The 15,417-nt window shown below is 60.0% G+C and carries 20 protein-coding genes and 1 pseudogene; 10 read left to right on the forward strand and 11 right to left on the reverse strand.

Features of this window, described 5'->3' with window-relative positions; translation table 11 throughout:
- Positions 1 to 6: 6 nt before the first annotated feature.
- Positions 7 to 1,689, reverse strand: a complete 1,683-nt coding sequence (locus B0G80_RS38710) for a bifunctional diguanylate cyclase/phosphodiesterase (RefSeq protein WP_116122893.1) — start codon at positions 1,687 to 1,689, stop codon at positions 7 to 9.
- Between the two features lie 497 nt (positions 1,690 to 2,186).
- Positions 2,187 to 3,011 carry an aldo/keto reductase gene (locus tag B0G80_RS38715; RefSeq protein ID WP_116123897.1) on the reverse strand — a complete coding sequence of 275 codons (825 nt, stop codon included), beginning with the start codon at positions 3,009 to 3,011 and terminating at the stop codon, positions 2,187 to 2,189.
- 138 nt (positions 3,012 to 3,149) lie between these two features.
- On the opposite strand from B0G80_RS38715, the gene B0G80_RS38720 reads away from it, so the two are divergent.
- On the forward strand, positions 3,150 to 4,061 hold the full coding sequence (locus B0G80_RS38720; RefSeq protein ID WP_116122894.1) for a LysR family transcriptional regulator: 912 nt from the start codon (positions 3,150 to 3,152) through the stop codon (positions 4,059 to 4,061).
- Positions 4,062 to 4,234: 173 nt separating this feature from the next.
- On the opposite strand, the gene B0G80_RS45545 is transcribed toward B0G80_RS38720, so the two are convergent.
- Positions 4,235 to 4,519, reverse strand: a complete 285-nt coding sequence (locus B0G80_RS45545; RefSeq protein ID WP_147309977.1) for a hypothetical protein — start codon at positions 4,517 to 4,519, stop codon at positions 4,235 to 4,237.
- Between B0G80_RS45545 and B0G80_RS38725 the strand changes: the two genes are divergently transcribed.
- Complete coding sequence (locus B0G80_RS38725) at positions 4,499 to 5,266, forward strand: hypothetical protein (RefSeq protein WP_116122895.1); 768 nt, start codon at positions 4,499 to 4,501, stop codon at positions 5,264 to 5,266. The two genes, B0G80_RS45545 and B0G80_RS38725, sit on opposite strands and share 21 nt — an antisense overlap.
- A 260-nt stretch (positions 5,267 to 5,526) precedes the next feature.
- On the forward strand, positions 5,527 to 5,982 hold the full coding sequence (locus tag B0G80_RS38730; RefSeq protein ID WP_116123898.1) for a hypothetical protein: 456 nt from the start codon (positions 5,527 to 5,529) through the stop codon (positions 5,980 to 5,982).
- Between the two features lie 23 nt (positions 5,983 to 6,005).
- Here B0G80_RS38730 and arsC read toward each other — a convergent pair whose 3' ends face one another.
- Genes arsC through B0G80_RS38745 form a run of 3 tightly spaced genes read right to left on the reverse strand, consistent with a single transcriptional unit; the run spans position 6,006 to position 7,833 of the window.
- Positions 6,006 to 6,428, reverse strand: a complete 423-nt coding sequence (gene arsC, locus B0G80_RS38735; RefSeq protein ID WP_116122896.1) for an arsenate reductase (glutaredoxin) — start codon at positions 6,426 to 6,428, stop codon at positions 6,006 to 6,008.
- Positions 6,425 to 7,510 (reverse strand): ACR3 family arsenite efflux transporter, encoded by a 1,086-nt coding sequence (arsB, locus tag B0G80_RS38740; RefSeq protein ID WP_116122897.1) that lies wholly within the window; start codon positions 7,508 to 7,510, stop codon positions 6,425 to 6,427. The genes arsC and arsB overlap by 4 nt, the downstream gene beginning before the upstream one ends.
- Positions 7,507 to 7,833 carry a helix-turn-helix transcriptional regulator gene (locus tag B0G80_RS38745; protein WP_116122898.1) on the reverse strand — a complete coding sequence of 109 codons (327 nt, stop codon included), beginning with the start codon at positions 7,831 to 7,833 and terminating at the stop codon, positions 7,507 to 7,509. The genes arsB and B0G80_RS38745 overlap by 4 nt, the downstream gene beginning before the upstream one ends.
- A 232-nt stretch (positions 7,834 to 8,065) precedes the next feature.
- Between B0G80_RS38745 and nthA the strand changes: the two genes are divergently transcribed.
- The 4 genes from nthA to B0G80_RS38765 all read left to right on the forward strand — a co-directional run bounded on the left by nthA (position 8,066) and on the right by B0G80_RS38765 (position 10,331).
- Complete coding sequence (nthA, locus tag B0G80_RS38750) at positions 8,066 to 8,728, forward strand: nitrile hydratase subunit alpha (protein ID WP_116122899.1); 663 nt, start codon at positions 8,066 to 8,068, stop codon at positions 8,726 to 8,728.
- On the forward strand, positions 8,725 to 9,396 hold the full coding sequence (nthB, locus tag B0G80_RS38755) for a nitrile hydratase subunit beta (RefSeq protein ID WP_116122900.1): 672 nt from the start codon (positions 8,725 to 8,727) through the stop codon (positions 9,394 to 9,396). The genes nthA and nthB overlap by 4 nt, the downstream gene beginning before the upstream one ends.
- Positions 9,389 to 9,757 carry a nitrile hydratase accessory protein gene (locus B0G80_RS38760; RefSeq protein ID WP_116122901.1) on the forward strand — a complete coding sequence of 123 codons (369 nt, stop codon included), beginning with the start codon at positions 9,389 to 9,391 and terminating at the stop codon, positions 9,755 to 9,757. Before nthB ends, B0G80_RS38760 begins: the two co-directional genes overlap by 8 nt.
- Positions 9,758 to 9,845: 88 nt before the next feature.
- The gene (locus tag B0G80_RS38765) at positions 9,846 to 10,331 is read left to right on the forward strand and encodes a RidA family protein (RefSeq protein ID WP_116122902.1); all 486 of its coding nucleotides are present in this window, start codon (positions 9,846 to 9,848) and stop codon (positions 10,329 to 10,331) included.
- A 53-nt stretch (positions 10,332 to 10,384) separates the two neighbouring features.
- On the opposite strand, the gene B0G80_RS38770 is transcribed toward B0G80_RS38765, so the two are convergent.
- Positions 10,385 to 10,831, reverse strand: a complete 447-nt coding sequence (locus B0G80_RS38770; RefSeq protein WP_116122903.1) for an SRPBCC family protein — start codon at positions 10,829 to 10,831, stop codon at positions 10,385 to 10,387.
- Here B0G80_RS38770 and B0G80_RS48325 point away from each other — a divergent pair.
- Complete coding sequence (locus tag B0G80_RS48325; protein WP_408969088.1) at positions 10,830 to 11,258, forward strand: substrate-binding domain-containing protein; 429 nt, start codon at positions 10,830 to 10,832, stop codon at positions 11,256 to 11,258. The genes B0G80_RS38770 and B0G80_RS48325 overlap by 2 nt on opposite strands.
- A gap of 12 nt (positions 11,259 to 11,270) precedes the next feature.
- Here B0G80_RS48325 and B0G80_RS38780 read toward each other — a convergent pair whose 3' ends face one another.
- Positions 11,271 to 11,522 carry a hypothetical protein gene (locus B0G80_RS38780; RefSeq protein ID WP_106278920.1) on the reverse strand — a complete coding sequence of 84 codons (252 nt, stop codon included), beginning with the start codon at positions 11,520 to 11,522 and terminating at the stop codon, positions 11,271 to 11,273.
- A 344-nt stretch (positions 11,523 to 11,866) separates the two neighbouring features.
- On the opposite strand from B0G80_RS38780, the gene B0G80_RS38790 reads away from it, so the two are divergent.
- Together B0G80_RS38790 and B0G80_RS38795 are read left to right on the forward strand one after the other, a co-directional pair.
- The gene (locus tag B0G80_RS38790) at positions 11,867 to 12,304 is read left to right on the forward strand and encodes a DUF1801 domain-containing protein (RefSeq protein WP_116122905.1); all 438 of its coding nucleotides are present in this window, start codon (positions 11,867 to 11,869) and stop codon (positions 12,302 to 12,304) included.
- A 389-nt stretch (positions 12,305 to 12,693) separates the two neighbouring features.
- Positions 12,694 to 13,005, forward strand: a complete 312-nt coding sequence (locus B0G80_RS38795; protein WP_116122906.1) for a hypothetical protein — start codon at positions 12,694 to 12,696, stop codon at positions 13,003 to 13,005.
- A gap of 48 nt (positions 13,006 to 13,053) precedes the next feature.
- Here B0G80_RS38795 and trpS read toward each other — a convergent pair whose 3' ends face one another.
- The 3 genes and pseudogenes from trpS to B0G80_RS38810 form a co-directional block, all read right to left on the reverse strand.
- Complete coding sequence (gene trpS / locus B0G80_RS38800) at positions 13,054 to 14,082, reverse strand: tryptophan--tRNA ligase (protein ID WP_116122907.1); 1,029 nt, start codon at positions 14,080 to 14,082, stop codon at positions 13,054 to 13,056.
- A 296-nt stretch (positions 14,083 to 14,378) separates the two neighbouring features.
- Positions 14,379 to 14,717 (reverse strand): hypothetical protein, encoded by a 339-nt coding sequence (locus B0G80_RS38805; RefSeq protein ID WP_106278914.1) that lies wholly within the window; start codon positions 14,715 to 14,717, stop codon positions 14,379 to 14,381.
- Positions 14,718 to 14,842: 125 nt separating this feature from the next.
- Positions 14,843 to 15,203, reverse strand: a pseudogene (locus B0G80_RS38810) (aldehyde dehydrogenase family protein); the annotation flags it as partial.
- Positions 15,204 to 15,417: the final 214 nt, after the last annotated feature.

The raw sequence follows: 15,417 nt of genomic DNA on the forward strand, positions 1-15,417 counted from the left end.
TGACCGCTAGCGCGATCCGCCACGCGCGTCCTGCAACGACGAGACTCCAGCCGCCGGCACCGACCATGTCTCGGCGTAAGGTTTAATCCGCGCGGCCGGTACGGGCTTGCCAATGAAATATCCCTGCACGGCATCGCACCCAAGCTCAGTGACGAGCGCGAGTTGCATTTCGGTCTCGACGCCTTCCGCGACCGTTCTCATGCCCAGCGCGCGCGCAAGCGCCACCACCGCTTCGACCATCGCGCGCGCCCGGTGACAGGTCTCCTTCACGGAGAGTTCCTGCACGAACGACTTGTCGATCTTAATGCAGTCGACAGGTAGCCGTGCAAGGTATGCGAGGCTGGAGTAGCCGGTGCCGAAATCGTCGAGCGAGACGGTCACGCCGAGTTTTCGCACAGCCGAAAGCGCGCGCGACGCAGCGGCGAAGTCGCTCATCACGGCGCTCTCCGTCACCTCGATTTCAAGTACGGAAGCGCCTACGCCGGCCGCCTCGGCCGCGTGCGAAACGAGTGCGGCGAGATCGCAGTTCTGGATCGTCGTGGCCGAAAGGTTGACAGCGACTTTGAACGGCCGGTGGTCCGTCGCCTGCCATTGCGCCGCCTGGCGGAGCGCGAGGCGAATTAGCCATTCGCCCGTTGCCTCGTAGGCCGGCGATTCAAGCAGCACGTCGAGGAAGTCGCCCGGGGCGAGCAGCCCCAGTTGCGGGTGGTTCCATCGCAGAAGCGCCTCGGCTCCGTAGATGCGGCCAGTATGCAGGTCCAGCTGCGGCTGGTAATGCAGTTCGAATTGGCGCGCGGCGCTGGCGCTCTCCAGATCCGCGCGCAGCCGCAGGCGATGCGCGAGGCGCTGCGCATCCTCCTGGCCAAACGACCACACTTGCGAACCTCCCGCGCGCTTCGCGTGATACATCGCGGTGTCCGCGTTACGCAGCAGCTCGGCCGCATTCGACGCCGACGTAGGGTAGCGCGCCACGCCGATGCTCGCGCCCAACGATGCCCGCACGCACGGCGTCTGAATCGGCTCGCGCAAACGTGCGATGACGTCGCGCGCGACGCTCGCGGCCTCGCCCTCGGGCGCGTCGACGATGAGAATCACGAATTCGTCGCCGCCAACGCGCGATGCATGGACGCGTTCGGTGACCATGTCCGAAAGACGCTCGCCGATGACACGCAGCACTTCATCGCCCGCCGCGTGGCCGAACGAATCGTTGATATCCTTGAAGCGGTCGAGGTCGATGAAAAGCAGATCGACGGAAGCGGCCCCGCCTTCATCGCAGAGACGGTTTAGGCGCAGCAGCAGTTCCCGCCGGTTCATCAGGCCGGTCAGTTCATCATGCGTGGCTTGGCGCGACAAACGTTCAGAGGTCGCGCGCGCTTCGGTGACATCGCGAACCAGCACGATGACACCGCTGTCGCAGGGAAATGCCCGCACTTCAAACCAGGCACCGAGCGGCGCATAGAAGTCAGTCACGCTGCTGGGCATACGTGTCTCGGCCGCCTGCCGATAGGCTGTTTCGTAGCTCGACCCGATGAGGTCTGGGTATTCGGCCCAGATCTCGCGACCCAGCAGGTCCGCGGGCCGACGTTTCAGCAGCCGCGCCGCGGTCTCGTTGATGTTCTGAAACTTCCACTCCCGGTCGAGCGCCATGACGCCGTCCGTGATGTGATCGAGTATTTGAAAATCTTCCACGTCCTTGCCCCCTCGACATCTCTGCAATCGCTACCAGCCTGTATCGTAAGATCAAATTGGGCAATTGAGAACTTAGACGTGCTTGGGCTCGCCACATACGGTGGCTGATCGTGCTTCCCGGTGTGCGTCGCCCGTCGAGCCGAACCCGATTCAGCACGGCCGTTTGACTTTCTCGACAGCGGACATGCACGCTCAAACTCAATCGCTCTCCGACACCCACTTGAGCGTCGCCAGCCACAGATCATGCCCGCGGTGCATCAAGGCTTCATTGGTCCCTCGCAATCTGGCTTGAGCGGCCGCCGTGCGAAATTCGCGATTTAAGATCGTCGCCCACACTGTTGAATTCCACGTGGGTTACTCGATTGGATGACATTTTCATAGCTCCTGTGCAGGGCAGCATCTTCGCTTTATGGTGTAAGCGTCGATGCGCCCTTTAACGGGTTGAATCGAGTCCATTCGATTCGAGAAGGTTTGCCCACCCTGGAGCGGGCATGTGTTCACTCTGCGTCCCAATCCGGCTCGAATGGCGGGCGTACATAGCGCTGATCCTTGGGCAAGGCGGCAATTTGCTGACGGTCTTCGTCGTCGAGATTTAGACAGGTCGCGTCGAGGTTCGACTGCTGGCTTTCGAGCCGCTGCGCTTTGGGAATCGCGACGACACCATCCTGTTCCAGCAACCAGGCAAGCGCCACCTGAGCCGCGCTCGCGCCGTGCTTCTGGCCTATCCGCTCAAGCGTTTCGTCTTTTGTGGCGCGCCCCTGAGCGAGAGGTGCGTAGGCGACCAGCGGAATGCCTTGACTCCGAAGGTATGCGAGCATGGCGGACTGATCGAGAAACGGGTGGTACTCCAATTGCAGCGCCGCGATTGGCGCACCCATGATGGTCACCGCTTCGCGGATCATCGGCAGGTTAAAGTTGCATACACCAATCGCGCGGGTTCGGCCTTCCTCGCGCAACGCGACCAGCGCTTCCATCGTCGCCGCCATATTCATGTCTTTGGCGGGCCAATGCACCATGTACAGATCGACGTAGTCAAGCTTCAGCTTGGCGAGGCTCGCGTCGAATGCTCGCCGCATGGCCGTCGGGCTCAACTGGTCATGCCAGACCTTTGTCGTAACGAACAATTCCTGTCGGGCAAGTCCTGAAGTCGAGATTGCAGCGCCTACTGCTTCCTCGTTCTCGTACATGGCGGCGGTGTCGAGATGGCGGTAGCCAATACTCAGTGCGCTTTCGACAACCGGCTGACAGTCGCCTCCCGGCATCCGAAAGGTTCCGAAACCGAGGTGCGGAATCTCGACACCTTGCGTAGAAATAGTCTTCATGATCGATTCTCTTTGGTGGAAACGGACCATATCGGCCTCGTTTGATGCAAGGATCGCTTCGTCACGCGATAGAATAAAGTAGGTCGCGGTCACAATATTTGTGACTTTATTCATAAACGTGTGAATCTGGAGATTGCGATGACCTTCGACGGACAGCTGTTTTCCGGCATCACGGTATTGGCCGCGGTCGCTGAAAGTCGGAGCTTCACACGTGCTGCGGACGCGCTCGGTCTTTCGCCCTCGGGCGTAAGTAAAGCGATGAAACGCCTTGAGCAACGCATGGGCGTTCGTCTGATCGAACGAACCACCCGTTCGCTCAAGCTAACTGATGACGGGCAGCGTCTTTATGACGAGGTCGGCACCCATTTGGTCGGCATCGAAGACGCCGCGGCCAGGGCGTCGGGTTCCAAGGACTCCGTTCGCGGCAGGCTACGAGTGAACGTCGACCCGTTTTTTTCGCGGATTGCTTTGGCGCCATCGCTTGCAGGATTTTTGAATCGATACCCGGACCTCTCGCTTGAGTTGATCATGCGCGATGACGTTGGTGACCTGGTGGCTGACGGCTTTGACCTCGCGATCCGATTCGGCCAGCCTCCAGTGGGCTCGTTCGTGGGTCGGCGGCTTGACGAAACCCGCGTATTGACGGTTGCCTCACCTGGTTACATCGAGGCGCACGGCAGACCGGAACACCCCTACGACGTAGACCGTCATCAACGAATCCTGTTTTATAACGCCGGAGCCGCACGAGCATTTGAATGGCAATTCTGCCGTGCCGATGAAGTTCTCGAAGTGAGGCCCGCGGGTCATCTGCTTGTTTCAGATGTCGGCACCATGCTCGGGGCCTGCGTGGCCGGCGCAGGAATCGCTCAAGTGCTGGAACTTGGGGCCGAAGATTTGTTGAGGAGCGGTCAATTGATCGAGCTCTTTCCGGACTGGCCCGACGAACGTTTTCCGCTTTATGCGTTATATCCTTCTCGTCAGCATTTGCCAGCCAAGGTCCGCACTTTCATCGACTTCTGCGTTGCCAATTTAGTCGCTCGCAGGCAATGAAATTGATGAAGTACATGACCGGGCACTGGCCTGCCGGAAAGCAAACGCTCGCTGCTTAAAGGCATGACAGTCCCGGTCAGTTGCTTGATTGCGCAGGTGACTGCGCGTCTCGAACGATGAGCGGTAACACTCGAAGGCCCCAAATTGACCGGGCTTGCGTGAAAACACGCGGATCACCTAGACTGGATTAACTCGTTCAGCATGGGTGACCGGATGAAGCGATTCATAGCAAGGTGAAGATGGCAAGCTGGTGACGCCGCTTCCAGAATGCCTCGATTGAAGTCCACGGCATTGGTTGGGGCCACCAGTGCGATCACGCGTTCCAGTTTTTCAAGTTTTTCCGCGGCTGGCTTGCAGTTCATTTTCCGGGCAAGGTCGGAACGCATAGATTGATCGGCCTGGCCTGGCAGACCAAACACAAGACAAGGAAGCAACCCATGCAGCAACTGGTCAGGCATCCAATCATCCTGTTCGTCGTCTCCTTCGTGCTCATGTCCATGGCCGCATGGATTGGTAGCCGGTTTCTGCGCTCACGCATGCCAATCGATGAAGACACGCGCGACGACTTCAAGCTCGTGCAGTCGGCGACCTTGACATTGCTCGCGCTTGTCATCGGCTTCAGCCTGTCGATGGCGGTGGGCCGTTACGACCAGCGGAAAAACCTCGAAGAGGAAGAAGCCAACGCGATTGGAACCGAGTTCATTCGTGCCGACCTCCTGGCCTCAAGCGAAGCGGCCGAGATACGCTCGCTCCTCGCTCAATATCTGATGATGCGTGTCGAGTACTACCAGACCCGCGATCTGCATCGGGTCGAGCAGATCAATACGGCCACCGCCGATCTGCAAAACAAGTTGTGGGCCGCTGCCAGGGGCGGCGCGGTCAAACAGCCCAACCCGCTTAGCGCACTCGTTGTCGCAGGTATGAACGACGTAATCAACGCCCAGGGCTACACGCAGGCGGCCTGGTGGAATCGCATCCCGGCGGCCGCGTGGATACTCATGATCGTGATTGGATTGTTCGCCAATCTGCTCGTGGGATATGGAGTAACACATACGGATGTGAAAAAGCGCTTCCTTCTGGTCATGCCGCTCACGGTGTCTCTTTCATTCCTGTTGATTGCGGATATTGATAGCCCGCGTAACGGTATTATCCGCGTCGCACCTCAAAATCTGCTCAGCACCGCACAGTCGTTACCTAAGCCTTAGCGCCCAAGGAGGTTCCGTCAAGTTAGCTGGAGTTGCCGGTAGCGAATCGAAGCAGGAACAGCAAGGCGAGTGACGTGACGTGGAACGCGAGTCAGCGTTGTATTCGAGAAGGCCTAACGGCAGGACAAGTCATCACTACACTGCGGTTACCTTGGTGAAGTGAAGAGCAGCAATCCTGGCGCATGCTGTTCAGGCGGATCTGCGAACGCTTCCTGCGCGCAGCTATAATCGCGCTCGAACATGGCCAGAGGAAGTTACTCGTGAAAAAGACCGCCGCATTTGCGCTCGTTGCGCTTGTATTGACCGCTTGCTCGTCTGCCGAAAAGCAGGAGCAGCAGGAACAGAAGTTCCTCCACAACGAAACCAACCTTGCCGCCGCTCAACGCAATGCGGCAGTCGATTGCCAACCGGCGAACTGCGACGCCGCCTGGGCGCTGACGAAACGCTATATCGAGCAGCATTCCGATACGGCCGTCACGCGCGCAGACGCCGTCGCAATCGACACCGATGTGCCCAGTGGTTCAGGCAAGGTTGCCTTTTCCGCGACCCGCGCCGCAAAAGGTGCGGGCGCGACCTTGACGCTCTTTGCGCAATGCCGCGGTATGTATGGGCCGGAGAATGCGAAGGGTTCGGACTACGACGAGTGCGCCGAGAAGATCCTCAAGACGCAGAACGGCTATGTGACGTTTCTCAGGTCACATGCGTCGGGTCAGTAACGGCCGGAATTGTCACTCCAGCATCAACGTACCCTTCGTCCGGTACTATCGATCACCTGTTCGCCGTCCTCTTTTGCAAACGCGCATTGCTGACCGGCGGGCAGGATGTCGAGCACGATTTCGGAAGGTCTGCATAAGCGCACGCCGAGTGGCGTGACGACAATCGGACGATTGATGAGGATTGGATGGGCCAGCATCGCGTCGAGTAACTGATCATCGCTCAGGGTTGTATCAGCGAGGCCGAGTTCATCGTTGGGCGCGCCCTTTTCCCGTAGCGCGGCTCGCACGGTAAGGCCCGCGCGTTCGATCAGGTCCTTCAGCGTGTCCCGATCCGGCGGGTTCTTCAGATACTCGATGATCTCAGGCTCGATGCCGGCATTGCGAATCATCGCCAACGTGTTGCGTGAAGTGCCGCAATCCGCATTGTGATAGATCGTGACGTTCATACACGTTCTCCGTTCACGCTAGGCCTCGTCTCGTACCAGTGCTGCGAACGATTGACGACGCCGACCACCAGCAGCATCACCGGCACTTCGATCAGCACGCCGACAACGGTAGCGAGCGCGGCGCCCGAGTGGAATCCGAACAGACTGATCGCCGTGGCGACCGCCAGCTCGAAGAAATTGCTTGCACCGATCAGGCTCGAAGGACCCGCCACACAATGCGCAACGCCGAGCCGGCGATTCAGCAGATAGGCGAGTCCAGAATTGAAAAACACCTGAATCAGTATCGGCACCGCGAGCATGGCGATGACCAGCGGTTCGCCGACAATGGCCTGTCCCTGGAAGGCGAACAGCAACACCAGTGTGGCGAGCAGCGCGCCGATCGAGTAGGGGCCGAGACGTGCGATTACGTGCTGGAAATAAGCGCCGCCCCTGGTCAGAAGACGCCGCCGCAGTAACTGGGCGAGGATGACCGGAACGACGATGTACAGACCGACTGATGTGATCAGCGTGTCCCATGGCACCGTGATGGCTGATAGACCCAGCAAAAGCGCGACCAGCGGCGCGAAGGCCACGATCATGATGGAGTCGTTCAGCGCCACTTGTGAGAGCGTGAAATACGGGTCGCCCTTGCAAAGCTGCGACCAGACGAACACCATAGCCGTGCAGGGTGCCGCTGCCAGCAGAATGAGGCCTGCGATATAGCTGTCGAGTTGAGCGGCGGGGAGCCACGGCGCAAAGACATGCCGGATAAAAATCCAGCCGAGCAGCGCCATTGAAAACGGCTTGACGAGCCAGTTCACGAACAAGGTGACGCCGATGCCGCGCCATTGGCTTCTCACCTGCGTCATGGCGGTGAAATCGATCTTGATCAGCATCGGAATGATCATCACCCAGATCAGCACGCCGACCGGAAGATTGACCTGCGCCACTTCCATACGGCCGATCGCCTGAAACGGCAGAGGCAGCCACTGTCCAAGTGCGACGCCGCACAGGATGCACAGCGCGACCCACACGGTCAGGTAACGCTCGAAGAACCCGATCGCGGGCTGCGCGCCGCGAGTGGTCGTGACAGTACCGGTCATTTTTCGCAGCAGCCCGGAAGATCCGTCGCACTGCACGTCGCGCCGGCACAGCAGTTTTCCGTCAGGAAGCCAATCAGATCCGTCATGGATTCGAAATTCGCCGAATAGATGACGAAGCGGCCGTCTTGCCGCGGCGTCACCATTTCAGCATGCGTCAGGTCCTTGAGATGAAAGGACAGGCTGGATGGCGAGAGCCTCAACTGTTGCGCGATGTCACCGGCCGCCATGCCGTCTTTCCCGGCGACGACCAGCAGGCGGAAAATCGCCAGACGAGATTCATGAGCGAGCGCGCCGAGGGCGCGTACCACGAGGTTCGAGTTCATGACCGAACGATACGCGTCTCGCTTTTACATTTCAAGTATTGTTGAAATGAAGCTGTGAGCATCGCGGCTGAAGCGGATCACATGAAGGGTAGGTTCTGTTCGAATTGCGCAGGCGACGGTCGGCTGAACTTCGCTGGACGACCCCGCGCCCACGCTTAACTTAACCGAGATTGCATTTGGTCTCCGCGCGAACCATACTTGTTTTCTCCTTTATTGCTCGCGGTGAACGGCGATGAACGGTAACGATCCTGATGGCGATCCCCACCCGCACACCGACACGCACGACCATCATGGCAGTGCTTTGTCGGAAATGGATCTGCGTGTTCGTGCTCTGGAGTCTCTGCTGGTCGAAAAAGGCTATGTCGATCCGCAGGCGCTGGACGCACTCGTCGAAACCTATGAGCACAAAGTCGGGCCGCGCAACGGTGCCCGTGTGATCGCAAAGGCGTGGCGTGATCCGGCGTACAAACAACGGCTGCTCCTCGACGCCACCGCGGCGATCGCGTCACTCGGCTATGCGGGCCGGCAGGGCGAGCACATGATCGTGCTGGAGAACACACCTGTGATCCACAACATGGTGGTCTGCACATTGTGTTCGTGCTACCCGTGGCCTGTGCTCGGACTGCCGCCGGTGTGGTACAAATCCGCGCCATACCGTTCGCGTGCCGTCATCGATCCGCGTGGTGTACTGAAGGAGTTCGGCTTCGAATTGCCGGCGCACGTCGAGTTCCGCGTGTGGGATTCCACCGCTGAAGTTCGCTACCTCGTTTTGCCTATGCAGCCGCCAGGAACTGACGGCTTCTCCGAAGAGGCGCTAGCCGAACTGGTCACGCGCGATTCGATGATCGGCACTGGATTGCCGAAGACTCCTGATTCGACACGGGGGACACCATGAACGGCGCGCAGGACCTTGGCGGCATGCAGTCTTTCGGTCCGATATGCCCTGATAACGACATTTCACCGTTTCACGCCGACTGGGAGCGAAGAGTCCACGCGACCACGATCGCCATGGGCGCGACCGGCAAGTGGAACATCGACATGTCGCGCGCGGCGCGGGAGAGTTTGCCGCCGGCGCAATACCTTTCTAGTAGCTACTACCAGATCTGGTTCGAGGGTTTGAGGAAACTCGTCCTGAGTACGGGTCTGGCCACGGCCGACGAAATCGAATCAGGCGAGTCGACGACTCCAGCGGTGCCGGTTCCGCGCGTGTTGATGGCTAAAGATGTATCGGCGGCGCTGTTCCGCGGCAGTCCCGTCGATCGGCCCGCAACCGTGGAAGCCAAGTTTGCAATCGGCGATCGGGTGCGGGCCCGGCAAATCAATCCTTCCTCGCACACTCGTTTGCCGCGTTATTGTCGAGGCAAACGCGGGCGCATTGTCGCCGTGCACGGCGCGCACGTTTTTCCCGACGCCAATGCGATCGGCCTCGGCGAGCAGCCGCAATGGCTCTACACGGTGTGCTTCGATGGTGCGGAGTTGTGGGGATGTGATACGACGGCGGCGTCGGTGTGCGTCGACTGCTGGGAACCCTATCTCGAGCCGCCTTCTGCCCACGATGACTGACGCTCGAACTAAACTGCCCGCACTGCGCGCCGCGTTGCCAGCACTGCCTTGCGACGACGCAGGGCCGGTTTTCAACGCACCGTGGGAAGCGCAGGCGTTTGCGATGACGCTGGCGTTGCACGAGCGTGGCATGTTCAGCTGGGGCGAGTGGGCTGCGTGCCTGAACGAGGCAATTCGCGACGCGCAAGCCGCCGGCGACGCGGACCACGGCGACACTTATTACTCGCATTGGCTGACAGCACTGGAGCGCATCAGCACGATCAAGGGACTCGTAACCGACGACTCGCTTTTGCGTCGCCGCGACGCGTGGGACGCAGCAGCGCGCCGCACGCCGCATGGACAGCCGATCGAACTCGGGTAGGGTGCGCTTGATTGTTAATCCGCGCGTTACGACTTGAAAAGCGGATTGCCGGCATCTAACGTTCTTCGTAGATTCCGAGGAGACGGCGATGACAAGAATCGAAGCAAAGCTGGCGCAAATGGGATTGACCTTGCCGCAGCCGTTGCAGATGCCCGCAAACGTGCGCATGTCGTTGCCCTTCGCTTGGGTGCGCGTGAGCGGCGCGCGCGCATTTGTCTCGGGCCACGTGCCGCTCAATGCGGACGGGACGATCGCGCAACCCGTCGGCAAAGTCGGCGCGGAAGTTTCGCCGGACGAAGGCTACGCAGCAGCACGCCTAGTAGCGCTCGCACAATTGGCGAGTCTTCAGAAAGCGCTCGGCGACCTGGACCGCATTACGGCATGGGTACGTGTCTTCGCAATGATCAACGCGGCGCCAACTTTCGACCAGATGCCGCGGATCGCCAATGGCTTCTCGGATTTGATCCTTGAGCTGTTCGGGCCGGACATTGGAACGCATGCCCGGTCGGCAGTCGGCGTGACGCTCCCCCTCAACGTGCCTGTGGAATGCGAGGCAGAGGTCGAGTTCGACTGATCGCATCTGCAGGCATCTTGAACGCTGGCGTGCACGCCGTTGCGCGTGCGTCGTCAATCAGGAATCACAGGCTCGACGAGCCTCGCTAGTTGAACAAGCGACTCCTGCCAACCGAGGTAGCACATCTCCACAGGAATGACCTCGGGCACGCCCTCCTGCAAAACGGTGAGTTCGGTTCCGCACGACACCTGCCGCAATGAAATGGTGGCCTGCATCTCGCCCGGCAGATTCGGGTCGTCGAATCGGTCCGAGTAGCGGATTTTCTCGAACGGCACCAGTTCGAGATACTCGCCGCCGAACGAGTGGCTGTGGCCGGTGCCGAAGTTACGAAAAGACATCTTATGGGTGCCGCCGACCTTCGCATCCATGTGGTGTACCTGACAGGTGAAACCGTACGGCGGAAGCCACCGGACTATCGCATCCGGTTCGAGGAAGGCGCGATAGATGCGTTCGGGCGTGGCACGCAAGACTCGGTGGAGGTGGATCGTTCCGGTAGTCATGGTGTGTTCTCCTTTCATCACAGAAGTTGGACATACTCCTACGACGATCCGACGGCGTCGATATCGACGTAGGTTGAGACCAGGAAAAACCCTCAGGCGTTGTGCGGTTCATACCCGCAATCGACGGCAAGCTTACTCCCTCGGCGCGGCCCATTGTGCGGGGCCACCCGGTGTTCCGGTCGGCGCGCTGGTCGCACGCAGGGACATCGAGTTGGGTTTTCAGCAGTTAAGTGAATTGATGCACTTGCCAGGCATCCATGTGACGGGTCCTATGCCTGCGGACGTTCAGATCGTAACCGTCTTCTCAGCCGGCATACGTATGGCATCCTGGCGGAAAGATGCCGCGATGGCGTTCTTCTCTTTTCTGGCTTTGTCGCAGTGCGATCAAGCCAAGCTGAGTCAGGGGGTAAAGCCTGCGTTCCAGTAAATGCCGAACGATTCACCGTTCCTTTTTTTGCGCCTGCGCGGCGACCATCCAGCAGACCACTGCACCCGCGGCCCAAGCGCACGCGAACATCAGCTCGAGATCGAGCATGCCCTGGAAATTCTCCGCATTTTCGTAGCTGCATGTTCGATGAGTCTGAAACTGGATGCAGCCGGTTTGCATGTCCTGGAAAACGACAAATAACTTGTACAAGCCGAACAGCGTGAATGCCAGCGCGAGAAGCGCGAGTTTTTTTGGTTTTGTCATCGCATGTTCCGTGGGTTCGGTCTGACAGGATACCAATTGTCAGCGATGCACACGCGCTGATTTCCTGATTCGACAGGTCGCGGGAAATCGTAGAGAATCGATCGGCATGTCCCGCTGCGGATTGGCGCACTTGCGACTTTCCTCCCGCGAGTCTTCAAACGACACGTGACCTAACCTGTTCCGACATCGGCATGATGAGTGCCGCCGTCGACGGCCGGTTCGTGCATAAGGACGGCACGCCGTATCCCGCTTGAGTCGCACGCGACCTCAGCGCTTATATTCCAGACGATTAACGATGCAGCCACTCATTCCGATTGTGGCGGCATTAAAGGGGACCAGAATCGATGAATCAAGAATTAGTAAATGCATCGGAACGGATCGACGAACTGATTGCGGGTCTAACGGACTGGCGTGGCAAAACGTTCGCGAGTGTCCGCAAGGTCATCCTTGAGGCTGACCCGGAGATCATCGAGGAATGGAAATGGATGGGTAGCCCGGTGTGGTCCCGGGACGGCATGATCGCGGTCGCCAACGCGCACAAAGGGAAGGTGAAGGTTACCTTTGCGCATGGGGCCGGCCTCGATGATCCTGATAAGCTATTCAACGCGGGTCTCGAAGGCAACGCGCGACGCGCCATCGATTTTCTGGAAGGCGATAAGGTCAATGCGCCCGCGTTGAAGAATCTCGTGCGCGCTGCGATTGCGTACAACCAGACCCATTTGAAGAAGAACAAAACGTCCGCGAGCACGCGGGCGAAAGTGGTCAAAAGTAAAGCGGGGTGAAGGTGGCGCCGTTGGCTACCTTCGAGCGGAAAACACAGCGCCGTGTTGCGCCGGTTCGACTGCGGTGGCTCCGCTAGACCACGTCACGCGAACGCGGATCGCTCATCCGTATTGTCGGTTTTGGGAAGCGACGCGGACGTCTCGCACCCATCGCGCGCAATGCCGAGGTGTTTATCGAGCGCTTGGCGATCGGTTTGTCGTTGCTGGCGGCGCTTTTCTGGAGCGTCGCGCTGACGCTGACCGCACGTCGGGCGCGCAGTACGACCTGATCAGCTATGCGCGTTGCCTCGCATTCGCACTGGACTCGCCCAAATAGACCCGTTAGTCTGAGAACATTGCAGACGCAATCTGGCGATGCTGTTCCTAACCGACAACGTGGGAGCCGAAACATGGAAGTGAGCACGGAAGCGCTTGTTGACATGCTGCGAGAAGTCGAAGCCGACGACCCGATCGACTACGCCGACCTTCCTTTCGGAGAGCAGGAACTCAGGCGTCTGGTGATGACCTCGCTCGTCGAGCGCCACCACCAGGTCGAGGCCGGCAACATGTCGGTGTCCGACATCCATGCGCTGTACCTGCTGAGCACCGCCAAGCTGGTTCTTGAAAACACCGTGCTTCACGCAAGGCTGCTTCTGCTTCAGGGGCGGCAGATCGACGTGCAGTCCCTGCTGACTCCATTCACGCTCAAGGGAAAATCATAGGCTGGGCGAGCGGACGCTCAATTGCAGAGCGTCCTCGCCGCCAGCCGCTCAGTTCTGAAAATAGTTCAGACCGAGCGCATTTTTCACCTCGGATACCGTCGCGCCCGCCACTTCCCGCGCGCGCATCGTCCCGCGACGCAGGACGCTCAGCACCTCGGCACGGTCGGCTTCGAACTCGCGGCGGCGCTCGCGAATCGGGGCGATCAACGACTGCAGCCGTTCGTTGAGCACGCGCTTGACCACGCTATCGCCAAGGCCGCCGCGGCGGTAGTGGGCCTTGAGTTCGTCGACCATCGGGACGTCCGGCTCGAACGCGTCGAGAAACGCGAACACCACATTGCCTTCCACCTGGCCCGGATCGCTGACGCGCAGATGGTTGGGGTCGGTGTACATGTTGTTCACGGCCTTGGTGATTTCGTCCGGTGTCGCGCCCAGCGTGATCGCGTTCCCCAGCGACTTGCTCATCTTGGCCTTGCCGTCGATGCCCGGCAGCCGTGCAACGTGCGAGAGCACGGCTTCGCATTCGACCAGCACCTGTCGATCGACTGTGTTGTTGAAACGGCGTACCAGCTCGTTGGTTTGTTCGATCATCGGCAACTGGTCGTCGCCGACGGGTACGCGCGTCGCCTTGAACGCGGTGATGTCGGCGGCCTGGCTGACCGGATACGTCAGAAAGCCGGCGGGGATGTCCCGTTCGAAACCGCGCAGCACGATTTCCGCCTTGATGGTCGGGTTACGCTCGAGGCGCGCGACCGTGACGAGGTTGAGCAGGTACTGGGTCAGTTCCGCCAGCTCGGGCACCTGCGACTGGATGAAGATGGTCGACTTTGCCGGATCGATGCCGACGGCGAGGTAGTCGAGCGCGACCTCGATGACATTTTCCGTGACTTTCTGATGCCGGCCCACGTTGTCGGTCATGGCCTGCGCATCGGCCAGCAGCAGGAACTGCTGCGCCTCGTGCTGGAGCCGCACGCGCGAGCGCAAGGAGCCGATATAGTGGCCAAGGTGCAGCGGGCCGGTCGTGCGGTCGCCGGTCAGGATAATGGGTTGGTTCGTGGTCGTTTTTGCGTCTGTCATGGTCTGGGGTTGTGCGTTTGTCGATACCACCAGCCGTCGGCGCGCAGAAACGAAAATGCCGCCAGGACTGGCGGCATCACGTTTCGATGGTCGAGTGGAAACGGGCCGCCTAAGTCAGGCGCGCCACCAACAGTTCAGCGTGATCGGCTTCGTATCCATCGGCAGAGTATAACGCGGCGGATCGCCAGGCCGTGGACGGCGTCCCGGAAACTGCGTCCCCAACGCCGCACCCGTGAGTGCGGACGAGTGATGGCGACGTGCCCCGCAACCCGCGTACAACCGATTCGCACCGCTGTCTAGGCCGCCGAAAAAACAACCGCCGCGGCGTCTTCGACCTGCGTGAAAGTGCGCACAAAGCGATAGGCCTGGCCACCGATCTCCATCTCGTTGACGCCCGAGCGCGTCAGTTCCAGCATCTCATTGGCGAGCGGGATGGCAATCGTGCCGAGCTTCTTCATTTCCTCGATCAGACCGGACGGGTCGCCCAGGTAGACGGTGCAAACGTCGTTCGTGGGGCGCGTCATGACCACGCTTGCCGCCTTGTCGAGCGAGAGTTCGAGATACTCGACCAACGTCTGCAGCGACTCTGGCACGGGCTCGCGAGAGCCGTTCATCAATGTATTTGCGACTGTCATCTCGTAGTCCCCCATCGCGCCGATCTACGGGTACGCCGCTGGAAATCAGCGGTTCATCCACTATACGGCATCGTACATCGATACTCGACTCGCGCGGCTTCCGGGGCGGGGGCGGCGATGAACAGTCAGAAAACCTCCAGCACCGACTTCGGCCCCAGAAACGTTTCCAGCCCCGAACGTACCGCATTCACGTCCAACGCCGGATTGCCTGACTCCGCGGAACGGCGCGGCCGGCTCATGCGCCGACGTGGTGACCGGCGCGCGTTCCGCTGCGATCCGCGCCGCGACCTCATGCGCGCGGCGTGTCTTGTGACAACGCATAACCTGCAAACCGTAGCGTGTGTCGTTGGCGAGCGTGATGACCTCGTCTATGTCGCCATAGGCGACGATCGACAGCACCGGGCCAAATATCTCCTCCCGCGCAGTCGTCATGTCGATCGTGACGTCGTTGAAAACGGTCGGGCGCACAAACCACCCGCCTTTAATGCTGGACACGGCACGCGCCTGCCGGGTTGCGCGCGCTCATCGATATGATCCGCGAGTACGCCGATGTCCAGCGTGAAAAAGGCGCGGACCCGGCGCAGGCGGGTGGCACGCGGCAAGTCATTTTTTCCGGCCTAGAGGGAAGTCGACTCGCTTCGTCAGTCGAATTAACCCGATCCTCTACGTTTACGCAATAATCGCAATACGCGCGGGTTTC

Origin of the sequence: Paraburkholderia sp. BL6669N2 (assembly GCF_003387275.1) — a bacterium.
Taxonomy (GTDB): domain Bacteria; phylum Pseudomonadota; class Gammaproteobacteria; order Burkholderiales; family Burkholderiaceae; genus Paraburkholderia.